The organism is Chryseobacterium candidae, assembly GCF_004916905.1.
Taxonomy (GTDB): Bacteria; Bacteroidota; Bacteroidia; order Flavobacteriales; family Weeksellaceae; genus Chryseobacterium; species Chryseobacterium candidae.
Genome location: NZ_SDLV01000015.1, coordinates 82,504 through 95,654, shown reverse-complemented (window position 1 = coordinate 95,654; position 13,151 = coordinate 82,504). Strand labels below are relative to the sequence as shown.

The 13,151-nt window shown below is 36.8% G+C and carries 11 protein-coding genes and 1 pseudogene; 5 read left to right on the top strand and 7 right to left on the bottom strand.

The features are described 5' to 3' along the window. Window positions 1-60: 60 nt before the first annotated feature. On the bottom strand, window positions 61-906 hold the full coding sequence (locus EK417_RS08030) for an ABC transporter permease (protein ID WP_110367572.1): 846 nt from the start codon (window positions 904-906) through the stop codon (window positions 61-63). A gap of 2 nt (window positions 907-908) precedes the next feature. Beyond that, entirely contained in the window at window positions 909-1,811 is a 903-nt protein-coding gene (locus EK417_RS08025; RefSeq protein WP_076595713.1) for an ABC transporter ATP-binding protein, read from the bottom strand. A 116-nt stretch (window positions 1,812-1,927) separates the two neighbouring features. On the opposite strand from EK417_RS08025, the gene EK417_RS08020 reads away from it, so the two are divergent. The 4 genes from EK417_RS08020 to EK417_RS08005 all read left to right on the top strand — a co-directional run bounded on the left by EK417_RS08020 (window position 1,928) and on the right by EK417_RS08005 (window position 6,555). Continuing rightward, the gene (locus tag EK417_RS08020; protein WP_136521849.1) at window positions 1,928-3,280 is read left to right on the top strand and encodes an AAA family ATPase; all 1,353 of its coding nucleotides are present in this window, start codon (window positions 1,928-1,930) and stop codon (window positions 3,278-3,280) included. A 71-nt stretch (window positions 3,281-3,351) separates the two neighbouring features. Further along, window positions 3,352-4,455: an NAD(P)/FAD-dependent oxidoreductase gene (locus EK417_RS08015; RefSeq protein ID WP_136521848.1), complete on the top strand. Its 1,104-nt coding sequence runs from the start codon at window positions 3,352-3,354 to the stop codon at window positions 4,453-4,455. A 205-nt stretch (window positions 4,456-4,660) separates the two neighbouring features. Further along, complete coding sequence (prfB, locus tag EK417_RS08010; RefSeq protein ID WP_076595778.1) at window positions 4,661-5,773, top strand: peptide chain release factor 2; 1,113 nt, start codon at window positions 4,661-4,663, stop codon at window positions 5,771-5,773. Window positions 5,774-5,859: 86 nt separating this feature from the next. Continuing rightward, window positions 5,860-6,555, top strand: a complete 696-nt coding sequence (locus tag EK417_RS08005) for a DedA family protein (RefSeq protein ID WP_076595710.1) — start codon at window positions 5,860-5,862, stop codon at window positions 6,553-6,555. Between the two features lie 272 nt (window positions 6,556-6,827). On the opposite strand, the gene EK417_RS08000 is transcribed toward EK417_RS08005, so the two are convergent. Beyond that, the gene (locus tag EK417_RS08000) at window positions 6,828-7,697 is read right to left on the bottom strand and encodes an alpha/beta hydrolase (protein WP_136521847.1); all 870 of its coding nucleotides are present in this window, start codon (window positions 7,695-7,697) and stop codon (window positions 6,828-6,830) included. Window positions 7,698-7,762: 65 nt separating this feature from the next. Continuing rightward, window positions 7,763-7,972, bottom strand: a pseudogene (locus EK417_RS21395) (tetratricopeptide repeat protein); the annotation flags it as partial. Between the two features lie 329 nt (window positions 7,973-8,301). On the opposite strand from EK417_RS21395, the gene EK417_RS07990 reads away from it, so the two are divergent. Then, window positions 8,302-9,186 (top strand): DUF808 domain-containing protein, encoded by an 885-nt coding sequence (locus tag EK417_RS07990; RefSeq protein WP_076595708.1) that lies wholly within the window; start codon window positions 8,302-8,304, stop codon window positions 9,184-9,186. A 589-nt stretch (window positions 9,187-9,775) separates the two neighbouring features. On the opposite strand, the gene dnaJ is transcribed toward EK417_RS07990, so the two are convergent. The 3 genes from dnaJ to EK417_RS07975 form a co-directional block, all read right to left on the bottom strand. Continuing rightward, on the bottom strand, window positions 9,776-10,894 hold the full coding sequence (dnaJ, locus tag EK417_RS07985) for a molecular chaperone DnaJ (RefSeq protein ID WP_076595707.1): 1,119 nt from the start codon (window positions 10,892-10,894) through the stop codon (window positions 9,776-9,778). 98 nt (window positions 10,895-10,992) lie between these two features. Continuing rightward, complete coding sequence (locus EK417_RS07980) at window positions 10,993-11,529, bottom strand: nucleotide exchange factor GrpE (RefSeq protein ID WP_136521846.1); 537 nt, start codon at window positions 11,527-11,529, stop codon at window positions 10,993-10,995. Between the two features lie 230 nt (window positions 11,530-11,759). Further along, on the bottom strand, window positions 11,760-13,094 hold the full coding sequence (locus tag EK417_RS07975) for an Nramp family divalent metal transporter (RefSeq protein ID WP_110367577.1): 1,335 nt from the start codon (window positions 13,092-13,094) through the stop codon (window positions 11,760-11,762). Window positions 13,095-13,151: the final 57 nt, after the last annotated feature.

Genomic DNA, 13,151 nt, shown 5'->3' with positions numbered 1-13,151 from the left:
AAAAAGTGATCCGAAAACGAACCACTTTAAAAACAACTTTTAAATTCTAAATATAGACATCTACCAATCTCTTTTTCTCAGAATCCAGTACGATCCGAATATAAAAATAGCACACCACACCAGACAGGCGATAAGACTTTCCGTAGGGTAGTGAAATTCATATTTTAAGCCGATCATTTTAGCCATATTTAATCTCATCATCGGATTAGGAATAAGGTTGGACATACTTTCCAGCGGTAAAAGATGCGTTAGGAAAAAATCGTTCTGAAGAACCTCGTTTCTTTGTGGTCCCTGCATTCCCTTTACTTTTGAATACGTTTCAAGAGCGGTTAAAATTCCTTCGCCAATCCACAAAACGAAAAGGGCAAGAAAAACAAAAACAGATTTTCTCAGTAAAATGGAAAGGAACATTAAGAAGCAAAAGAATGTAAATAGCTTCACAAAGTAATTTCCAATGAAGAAAATCTCAGCAAAAACCTTTGCAGATTCTTTTGTATTAGAATATTGATATCCAAGGAAAATAGTAATCCCGAATACAATCACTGTAGAAACAATTGTGAAAATACTTATCGTTAAAAGTTTTGAAGTGATGAACTCTTTTCTGCTCAATCCATCAATCGTATTCTGCTTGAACATTCTGTTGCTGAATTCCTGTGAAATAGAGAAAACAATGATCAGCCCCAGGAAAATTTTCAGCAAAGCAACAATCCATGTGGTGAAATTCCAGATTTCAGGGAAATTATAAATTCCTTCTTCCTTTAAATTGATCGTTCCTCCGAAAACATCAAAGTCAATCAATCCAATGAAAAGTAAAGCAATAAGAATGGCGAAATAGAGTATTGTGAAAACTTTGAACGGTTTGTAGTTCAGGTTTTTATAGTATTCCAGTTTTAATAATTTGATCATGATTAATGGGTGTTTTTTACAAGTTCAAGAAATTGAGATTCAAGAGACATTTTTTTCTTGGTCAAATGGGAAAGATAGATTCCTTTCTCTGCCAGTTTCTGATTCATTGCCGAAGCTGAAACAGAAGCATCATCACGGATCTGGGCTTTGATAAGATCACCTTCCTGATGGATGGAAGAGAACCACTGAAGCTCGTTAAGGGTATTTAACAGCAATGTGTTATTATCTGCTTTCAGTTCAAAATATCCGTTGTTGGAAGTCATTTCATCCACTCTTCCACAGTAAATGGAATTTCCTTCTTTGAGTACAATTACATGGCTGCAGATTTTTTCAATTTCATCAAGAAGATGGCTGGCGATGATAATCGTGATACCTTGTTTTGCAATATCACTGATGATTTCTCTGATCTGAATGATTCCTTCAGGATCCAGTCCGTTGGTCGGCTCATCCAATATCATTACTTCAGGATTGTTCAGCATCGCCGAAGCAATGGCAAGACGCTGTTTCATTCCCAAAGAAAAGGTTTTGAAAGTATCTTTTCTCCTTTCATACAGATTAACGGTCTTCAGGACTTCGTCAATCCTTGAATAGGGGGTTTGCTTAATTTCAGCGACAATCTTAAGATTGGTTTCTGCACTGAGATAAGGGTAAAAGTTAGGCTGTTCGATAATCGCCCCGATCTTTTTCAACGTTTCCGGATCTGTTCCCTTTTTTCCAAACCAGAACCAGTCTCCACTGGTAGGATTGATGGTTGACAGCAGCATTCCGAAAGTAGTGGATTTTCCACTTCCGTTCGGACCTAAAAGGCCATAAACATTTCCTCTTTCGACATCAAAAGAAATATTGTTGACCACAACTCTTTTGAATTTCTTTGTCAAATTTTTTACTGATAAAATCTTTTCCATGTAATTTGTTTTACATAGTAGTAGTCTATATAAATTAGATAATGTTACAGAATTATCATAAATCAATATTAATTTATGAACAAATACATTAAATTTGATAGTATTAATCAACAGTTATGAAGCTAATTGAACTGGCAGAAGAATTAAATGTTTCTGCAGAAGCCATCAAACAGTTTATCCAGGATTTTGATCTTGAACTGGTACACTGTGTCAGTACCAATTTTGAGGTAAAAGAAGATTTTGAAAAATTTGCCCGCGAAAATGTAGATTTTTTAAGGTTATACGAAAAAGATCTTGATAAAAATAAAACACTGGAGCAGATTGCTGAAGTTATCAATCAGCCTAAAGATAAAGTAGAGGAGGTGATTAAAGATCATAATCTCAATATTTTTGATAACGGCTTTTTCAAATCCTCCATTTCAAGCTACGGAATTGATAACAAACTGGGCGGCAATTATCAGTTTGTCTATGATTATTTCGGGCATAAAACCAGCCTTCAGCAAAGAGATTTTATAGGATATAGAGACCTTTTCTTTTATACCTCCACAGTTTTGGAACCCTTCCTGAATCCACAGCAGATCAAAGACTGGGGAATCAACAAACCTGCAGGAATTATTCTGTATGGACCTCCGGGAAGCGGCAAGATCTTCTGGGCTAACAAAATTGCTGAAATTATTGGATATCAGTTTAAAGAAGTGAAAAAGCATTATTTGGGAACTTCATTGATTGACGGAAATGAAATCAACTTCAGTGATTTTCTGCTGAACATGATGAAGGAAAACAAAATGCTGCTTTTCATGGATGATTTTGATGAAATTATGATGCAGAGAAGAGCAGAAACAGATGTAGCTTCCCGTAATCTCGAAGCTCAGGAACTTATTCTTCACTACATCGGAAAATTTGAAAAAGAAGGTGTCCTCATGGTAGGTTCTGCCAATTCTGTTTCAGAAATTGACGAAGAGATTCTTGCTCCCGGAAGATTCGATGTGATGATTCCGGTCTTTCCCCCCAATGCTTCTGAGCGTTCGGAAATCATTCTTTACGCCATGACCAGAGGATTGGAAGAAGATTCTTTACTCTACAAAATACTTAAAAACAATAAAGCAGATAAAATACCTTTCTGGCACGAAATCTCTTCAAAAATGAAAGCATTCAGCAACACCATGCTGATAGACTTTACCCAAAGCTTAAAGAAAAGAATTAAAAATCTTTACCAGAGAACCAGAAACGAAAAGCTGAAAATAGATCAGAAACTTTTAGACAGGGCATTAAGGGATGCAGGATCAAAGCTTACTGAAGAATATCTTGATCAGGTAGCACGTTTTCTCGCGGATGCCATTATTAATAATTTTGATGATTTTCAGTTTAGAATCCAGGCATTGAAGAATGAGCTGGAAACCTATAGAATTGTAGAAGAACCAAGAAGAGCAATCGGGTTTTCACATAATAATGAGGAAGATAAAGGATAGTGACTACGATTTAAGAATTAAGGTTGCACTGTATCATACATTACTACTTTATACATTTTACAAAAATACTCATGAACAGCATCTGGGAACTGGATACTTTCTACAGAAAAAGAGACATCATCATTATTGGTGCGGGGTTTTCCGGGCTGTGGACTGCTATATCCATCAAAGAAAAATATCCTGAAAAATCCGTTTTGATTATTGAACGGAACGCCATTCCATTGGGGGCTTCCACAAGAAATGCCGGGTTTGCGTGCTTTGGAAGTTTTACAGAAGTCATTGCCGATTCGCAGAAAATGGGTTGGGAAAAAACATTGGAACTCGTTACCATGAGATTTGAGGGACTTCAGAAAATTCAGCAGTATTTTAAAAAGAATGAAATTGATTTTCAACTTAACGGAGGCTATGAAATTGTAAACCATGAAGAGCTTTTAGCCCAGATGGATGCTGCCAATGAAAAACTGAAAACAATAACTGGTCTGAATCAGACCTATACTCTGAAACAGAACAAAATACAGGAATTCGGACTTGGAAAATCTGCATTCCTGATTGAAAATCCCTGTGAAGGAAGTCTGCATTCAGGAAAGTTATTACAAAAGCTTTTAGAAAAGTGTCATGAACTGAAAATCGAATTTTTATTTGGAACGGAAGTTCAGCATATTGAAGAAGCAGACAACGTTGAGGTTCATCTTTCCGCCGGCCTTTCTGTAAAAGCAGATCAGCTTATCTATTGTACCAATGCGTTCACATCAAAGTTTCTGGAAAATGAAAATATTATTCCGGCCCGTGGACAAATTCTTCTCACTGAGCCTATAGATGGTTTAAAACTTAAAGGAACGTTTCATTATGACGAAGGCTATTATTATTTCAGAAATGTAGGAAACAGAATATTGCTGGGCGGTGGAAGAAATCAGGATTTTAAAAAAGAAGAAACAACCGCATTTGAAACCACAGAATTTCTGCAGCACCATCTGGAAAACTTTTTAAAAGAAGTGATCCTTCCTGATAATGATTTTACCATTGCCCTTCGCTGGTCAGGAATAATGGCTATGGGTGAAGAAAAGTCACCTATTGTAAAACAAGTTTCGGAGAAACAGTTTTGTGCCGTAAGGCTTTCTGGAATGGGAGTTGCCTTAGCTCCGAAGGTTGGAGAAATGATAGCAGAGATGATTTGATATATGATTTTAGAAATTATAGGCTGGAAGCTAGAAGCTGGAGGTTGGAAGTTAAATACACACCCTAAACCCATACCCTCTAAAACCCTCTTATTCTTAAACTCACAAATCCGTATCTCGAACCCAAAAACTTTAATCCCGGAACTTTAAATCCGCATCTCTCCACTCTAAAAGAATTCCTTATTTTTGCAAAAAAGAAACATTCGTGATAAGCAACGACCAGATAAAAGAAGTTCAATCCAGAATTGAAGACTTACACAGATACCTTCAGATTGAAAAAAAGAAGATTGAAATTGCCAATGATGATGAAAAAACTGCGGCACCCGAATTTTGGGATAATCCAAAAACGGCTGAAGCATTTTTAAAACAGCTTCGTTCCAAGAAAAAGTGGGTAGAAAGCTATGATGAAATTCAGACACAGTTTGAAGACCTTCAGGTCTTGGCTGATTTTGCTAAAGAAGATCCGGATTCTGAAAAAGAACTGGACGAAACATTTCCGCAATTGGTGGAGAAAATTGAAGACCTGGAATTTAAAAATATGCTTTCCAATGAAGGAGATGAACTTTCTGCAGTACTGCAGATCACAGCAGGAGCAGGAGGAACGGAAAGTTGCGACTGGGCATCCATGCTGATGAGAATGTATACCATGTGGGCAGATAAGCAAGGCTATAAAATCCGTGAACTGAACTTTCAGGAAGGTGATGTAGCCGGAGTGAAGACTGTTACCCTGGAAATTGAAGGCGAATTTGCTTTTGGATATTTAAGAGGTGAAAACGGAGTACACAGACTGGTTAGAATTTCGCCTTTTGACAGTAATGCAAAACGTCATACCAGTTTTGTTTCAGTATATGTCTATCCTTTAGTAGATGATACCATTGAAATTAATATCAATCCTGCTGATATCAGTTTCGAAACGATGAGATCTTCCGGAGCAGGAGGACAGAACGTAAACAAGGTAGAAACTGCTGTACGTCTTCGTCACGCACCAACAGGAATTATCATTGAAAACTCAGAATCCCGTTCTCAGCTTCAGAACAAAGAAAAGGCAATGCAGCTTCTTCGTTCAAGACTTTACGAAATGGAACTGGAAGAACGTATGAAAGCCAGAAACGAGATTGAAGCCAACAAAATGAAGATCGAATGGGGAAGCCAGATCAGAAATTACGTTATGCATCCATATAAATTGGTAAAAGATGTGCGCTCAGGTCATGAAACCTCAGATGTGGATGCGGTAATGAACGGTAATATCACTCCTTTCCTTAAAGCATTCTTAATGGCCGACGGAACGGCAGTTTCCGATGATGATCCCGACTTATAAAAATCATGTTTGAATTTTAGTTAAAATCTTATAATTAATTTTTGTTTCAGACATTTTAGGCTTACTTTTGTTGTTCATCGATATTTATGGAAGATTTCAATAGCTGGAAGGATTTATTAAACCCGGAGTTTTATATAAAAATGGGAGGGTTTTGGCTGATTTTGTTTATTGTTTTTGCTGAAACAGGCCTTTTTGTAGGATTTTTTCTACCTGGGGATTCACTACTGTTCGTTTCGGGAATTTATGCCGTTGAAATCATCAAAGAGACTTTTGGCTCTACAGGGAGCGATTTCTTAGATACCACCTTACTGGCTTCCGGAGTAGCTCTTGCTGCTATTGTTGGAAATGAAGTAGGCTACTATTTCGGAAGAAAAGCAGGCCCAGCTTTGTATAAAAGACCGGATTCAATGCTTTTCAAAAAAAAATATCTTTATCAGGCACACGATTTCTTTGAAAAACATGGAGCATTAGCTGTTATTATGGCAAGATTTTTACCGGTTGTAAGAACTTTTACTCCCATTGTAGCAGGTATTGTAAAAATGGATAAAAAAGAGTTTTTAAGAGATAATATTATTGGTGCTGTATTGTGGTCATTCATTCTGATATTTGCAGGACATTATCTGGACAAGCTTTTTATGGAGCAGTTTGGTATCAATCTGAAAGAAAAACTGGAATATATCATTATTGTTATTGTTTTGGTAACTACACTTCCTGTGATTATTAAGTTTGTTTTCGGGAAAAAGGATGATTTCTCAAAATATGAAAACAATGATTCTGAATAAGAAAGAATCCAATCAAAAAATATGCAGCTGTCTCAATAATGAGATGGCTTTTTTTTTGCTTATGGATAGATAAGCTTTTTCTTAACACAAAGATTAATTTTGATAGAGTATTATTGTAAGAAAGCAAAGTAGGGAATTACTGTAATTGATTCTTTCTGAGCGAATGTATATTTATCAGCTTCATCAGTGACAAAGTCACTTCTCTTTGCCTCCTTGAAGATAAAACAGTGGATTATTTATCCTTAGCGTTTAATAGAAAAAGTTATAAACTTCTATTTTCTGACCCATTCCAGAATATTCGGGTAGATAATGCTGTCTCTTTTTCTTTTACTGAAAAATCTGGGTGCATGCCCGGCTCCTTTCATGAAAATGAATTTGTGAGGAATATTCATATTCGTAAGTGCCGAATCCATGGCGATTCCCTGATGCTGGTTGACCAGTATATCATTGTTTCCCTGAAACAGCAAGGTAGGAACATTGGTAATATTGGCAATAGGGCTGGCTTCTTTAAAGGCTTCAGAAACATTGTTCCGGTCAAACTTAGTTCCCACTACTTTTTGAAAAGTGGGAGAAGTATATTTAGAATAAAACGATTTAAGATATTCTGAGCTGTAAAAATCTGTTGGTCCGCTTAAAGAGATAATTTTTTTGATCTGTTCAGGATGCTGGTATCCGTAAAGTAAGGCAAGGTGTCCGCCGGCACTTTCTCCCAGAAGAATGTAATTGTTAGGCTGAAGCTCGGCTTTTTCTGCTAAAGAGTTGAATTTTTCAATGGCCAGCGCAATATCATCAAGCTGTTGTTTATAAGTGATTTTCTCCTTTGCAGAAACCAGTCTGTAATTCATATTGATACTGGGAATTCTGTTTTCAAAAAGCATTTTCTGAACCTGGATCATATGTTCTTTTCTGCCTAAAGTCCAGGCTCCGCCATGTACAATCAGCACAACAGGAGAATTTTCATCATAATCTTTGGGAAGAAAGACATCCATTTTTTGCCTCTTATGTTCACCATATTTCAGATTGTAAATCTTCTGCTGGCCTCCGGTACCGACCCAAACCCTGAATTTAGTATTACAGGACTGCAGCACGAAGCCAACACATCCCATAGCGAAAAAATGATACCGGAGAACGAGCTTTTTCATAGAGTAAAAATAAAAAAATATTATTACAATTCCTTATACAGATCATTGGCATAATTGTAGACAGATCAGTTGTATCTGGACAAATGGCGGGACATTGCTTTTAAGCTTAATGATAATGCTTCCCCGTATTTTCCTGCTGAAGAAAGTGACAGGGCTAAAAAAGAATCTACCGCATCGTTCAGTTCATCAGAATAATGGGGTTTTTCTTCCCTTAAAATATGAATGCTTTCTTCTGTTTTTCCATTATTTCTTAGGGTGATTACCAGCTGGATTCTTGCTCTTCTTTTTCATATCCGGTGAAATAGACTTTCAAAATCAGCAATAGTCTGGGAATTGTTACCGGTAAGTAACTCTACATGATCTTTAATTTGCTGAATAAACGCTTCATTGTTTATTGTTCCAGGTTTTAGCCATATGCTTTGTAATTGGTCTTCCCAGTTTTAAACCATTGAATAGGTTTTCAACAAAGATATAAAATATTAAAAGTGAAGATCCGTTTAATGATTCTTATAATTTTCAAAATTATTGTCATATTGAGAATACAAAAACGGAATTAAATAATTATTTTTGCTGAACTTAACAAAGATTAAAAAATTATTAAAATATGGCATCAGGCTTTTTTGCTATTTTGGATGATATTGCAGCATTGATGGATGATGTAGCAGTTACCAGTAAGATCGCTACACAAAAGACAGCAGGAATTTTAGGAGACGACCTGGCTGTAAATGCAGAAAAAGCCACTGGCTTTCTTTCTTCCAGGGAAATTCCGGTTTTATGGGCAATTACAAAAGGTTCTTTTATCAACAAACTGATCATTCTGCCTATCGTTTTTTTACTCAATTGGTTGTATGCTCCGGCTATTAATTATGTCTTGATCCTTGGAGGATTCTATCTGGCTTTTGAAGGCGTTGAGAAAGTCATAGAATTTCTTTTTCACCGTGAAAAAAAAGGTCATGAAGTTATAGAGGAAATTGAAGAAGACCAAAAGAGTTCTGAAGAAATTGAAAAAGAGAAAGTGAAATCTGCAATTACAACTGACTTTATTTTATCAATAGAGATCGTTATTATTGCTTTAGGAACCGTATTGGAAGAAAGTCATCCTTTCATTACGCAGATTTTAGTAACGAGCCTGGTTGCATTTATCGCTACTGTTGGAGTCTATGGAATTGTAGCTTTGATTGTAAGAATGGACGATGCAGGGTTTAAATTAATAAAGAAAAGTAACGATAAAGGTTTTTTCGGGAGGCTTGGACATGTATTAGTGAAGGCTTTACCTATTGTTATTAAAATATTAGCAGTAGTAGGAACAATTGCTTTAATAATGGTTGCTGGCGGAATTTTTCTACATAGGATTGAATTTTTCCATGGTATACTTCCAACTTGGCCGGATGTTTTGAAAGAGCTTACCCTTGGTGTTGTTGGTGGGTTGGCAGCAGTTGCCGTTTTTACTTTAGGAAAAGGAATTTATTCTTTAGCCACCAAAAAATAAACAGAATTAGAATTAAATAACCAAAAAAGTCCTGTATTCGAGAGAGTACAGGACTTTTTTACAGGTTTATTCGATATTTCAGCGCTTGATATTGGCTATAATTGATATCTATGAAATTTTGTTTAACGTAAAGAATTCATTCAATATCTTTTGTTAAATCAATTAAAGTTGATGGGCTTATCCCTTTAATTAATACTCGAGATTAATAATTAACATGATAACCCTTCGACAGGCTCAGGGGATAACCCGAATACCAACCGAAATTTATAAGCATTGTCAGGCTGAGCCTGTCGAAGCTATTGCTACTAAAAGGAAAGCTAAAAAAAATTGAAATCAAATCAATTGATTTCCTTTAAGCATACGTTTGTTTATAAGGCTTTTTCAGTGACAAAGTTGCCATTATTTACTTTCATTGCCACAAAAGTGGAGCTTTCTTCAAAGGAAAAAAGAGGCTGTCTCAAAAGTCAAACAATCTGGCTTTTGTCATTCTGACGAAGGAAGAATCTCATTGATAACCAAACATATGAGATTCTTCACTACATTTCATTTCGTTCAGAATGACACTTTTGAGACAGCCTCTTTTTTTATATTAATTGAATAAATCTTTTACTTTATCAAAAAAAGTTTTTTCCTTTCCGGATGGTTCTGCAACCATTTCTCCGCTGGACATCTGCTTTTCAAAGAACTCTTTCTGGTCTTTAGTAAGTTTCTGTGGTGTCCATACATTGATGTGGATGAACATGTCTCCCTTACCATAACTGTCGATGCTTGGAAGTCCTTTTCCTGCCAATCTTAAGATTTTTCCGGATTGAGTTCCCGGATCAACGGTAATTTTTACTTTTCCGCCTACGGTAGGAATTTCTTTTTTCGTTCCTAAAGCAGCTTCAGCAAATGAAACATACAGCTCCTGATGAAGATTATCACCTTCTCTCTTGATCGTTTGGTCTACTTCCTCTTCAATGATCACCAATAAATCCCCCGGAATTCCACCAAACGGAGCATCATTTCCTTTTCCTCTCACATTAAGCTGGATACCGTCTCTTGCTCCTGCCGGAATATTGATGGCAATTTCCTCTTCGTCTTTAATAAGGCCTTGTGCATTAGCTCCTGCCGGAATTTTGTCAGCAACTTTTCCAATTCCCTGACAGGTACCACAGGTAGTTTGGGTCTGCATCTGACCAAACATGGTATTCATTACTTTTAACTGAACACCGGAACCGTTACAGGTAGGACATGTTTTTGAAGTGGCACCTTCTGCCATCTTCATTTTTTTAACTTTTATGGTTTTCTGAGTACCATTTACCATTTCCTCAAGGTTCAGCTTGATTCTGATTCTTAAATTAGAACCTTTCACCTGCTGGCGGCCACCACCACCGCCGCCGAATCCTCCGAAACCACCACCGAAAATATCTCCAAACTGGCTGAAAATATCTTCCATGTTCATTCCGCCTCCGAAGCCACCGCCTCCGAAACCACCATTTCCTCCCATTCCGGCATGTCCGAACTGGTCGTATCTGGCACGTTTCTGATCGTCGCTCAGAACTTCATAAGCCTCAGCTGCTTCTTTAAATTTTTCTTCAGCCTCTTTATCCCCTGGGTTTTTATCCGGGTGAAATTTGATGGCCATTTTACGGTATGCTTTCTTTATTTCGTCGGCAGATGCAGATTTGCTGATCTCAAGAACCTCGTAATAATCTCTTTTTGACATGACAATTTTATAATTGATTGTTGATAAATGATAAAAGATATTCTAAAGCTAATAAGTGAAACATTCAATTATCACTCATCATTTATCATTTATGAATTTTAATTTCCTGTTACTACTTTTGCAAAACGGATTACCTTATCATTCAAAGTGTATCCTGTTTCAATAACGTCTACGATTTTTCCTTTCAAATCTTCCGTTGGAGCAGGGATCTGAGTAATCGCTTCATGGAAATCAACATTAAAGCTGTCACCAGCCTTTACTTCCATTGTTTGTAAGCCTTTTTCGGTAAGTTTATTCTTGAATTTCTGATAGATAAGTTCTACACCTTGCAGGTCAGCTGGATTTCCGTTTTTAGCGATTTCTTTTAAAGCTCTTTCAAAATCATCCAAAACTCCTAACATTGAAACCATCATTTCCTGGTTGGCATACTGGAAGAATTCCATCTTCTCTTTGCTCGTTCTTTTTTTATAATTTTCGAATTCAGCATACAATCTGATGTAACGGTCTTTTTCTTCTGCCAAAAGTTCCTCTGGAGAAGGAGCAACTGTCACATTGTCTTGAGACGATGCGTCATTCTGAACATTGTTTTCTTGCTGATTATTGATGCTTTCTTCGTTAATATCCTGGTTTTCCATAATTCAATATTTATTTACTGATTGTTTGACAAAGAGCCTGCCAAATCCAAAATCTGGACATTAAGGCAGAAAAATAGATAGCATTGAATAGTGAATAAATCAATCCGCCTCGCTTGCGAATTTGTAGGTGTGTAATTTTAAACATTGACTTTGCGAAGCAAAAAAATTGACTATTCACCATTCATTTAATAATGTCCAATAGTCCATTTAAAAAACTATAGTTGTATTTTTTATTCTCCCGTAAATGTCTGATACAACAGATACAGATTTAAAACAATGATAATGATGGAAATAATCCATACACAGATTTTCAGGAACGGCTTGTTGACAAAATCACCCATTTTGGCTTTATCATTGGTAAACATTACCAGCGGAACAACAGCAAAACTCAGCTGCATGGATAGAATTACCTGGCTTAAAACTAATAATTCAGTGGTTCCCTGTTCGCCATAAAGAATAGCGACAATAAGTGCCGGGATTACAGCAATAAGTCTGGTAATTAATCTTCTCAGCCATGGTTTTAATCTGATGTTCAGGAATCCTTCCATTACGATCTGCCCGGCAAGAGTTCCTGTCAGCGTAGAGTTTTGTCCGGATGCCAATAAAGCAATAGCAAACGCAATACTTGCCATGGAAGCTCCTAAAATAGGTGTCAGCATTTTATAAGCATCATGAATGTCTGCAACATGTTCGTTTCCTGTTGTATGGAATGTAGCAGCAGCCAGAATAAGGATTGCAGCATTGATGAAGAATGCCAGCATTAATGAAACGGTACTGTCTATGGTGGCAAATTTTATGGCTTCTTTTTTTCCTTGGGTATCACGGGTATAATCTCTGGTCTGTACTATACTGCTGTGCAGATATAGGTTGTGCGGCATTACGGTAGCCCCCAGGATCCCGATTGCAATGTAAAGCATAGCAGGATTCTGAATAATTTCTTTTTGAGGAACCAAACCTCCGAGAATTTCATTAAAAGCAGGTTGAGAAATGACAATTTCATACACGAAACAAGCCAGAATGATAAATATAAGGCCACCTACAATACTCTCAATCCATCGGAAACCTTTAGCCTGAAGTAAAAGGATAATCAGAACATCTACTGTGGTTATGACAATGCCCCACGTCAACGGGATATGGAATAATAGATTAAGTGCAATGGCTGATCCGATGACTTCAGCGAGGTCACAGGCGGCAATCGCGATTTCACAGAATATCCAGAGAATAAAATTAGTGGTAGGACTGAAGTGATCTCTACAGGCTTGCGCAAGGTCTCTTTCTGCAACCACTCCCAGTTTCACAGATAAGTGTTGTAAAACCATTGCGAAAATATTGGAAATAAGGATAACTGAAAGGAGTGTATACCCGAATTGAGCTCCTCCGGCAATATCTGTTGCCCAGTTTCCCGGATCCATATATCCTACGGCAATCATCAGACCTGGTCCTGCAAAGGCAAGATATTTTCTCCAGAAAGTTGCATTTTTAGGTACTTTGATTGATGAATAAACCTCTGATAAGGAATGGTTTGTTTTATCTTTTCGCCAGGCGCTTTTTATATTGAAACTCATAAATGTTAGGAATGACTAACAAATTTAATTAAATAAATGTAAACAGAAAAATCATGA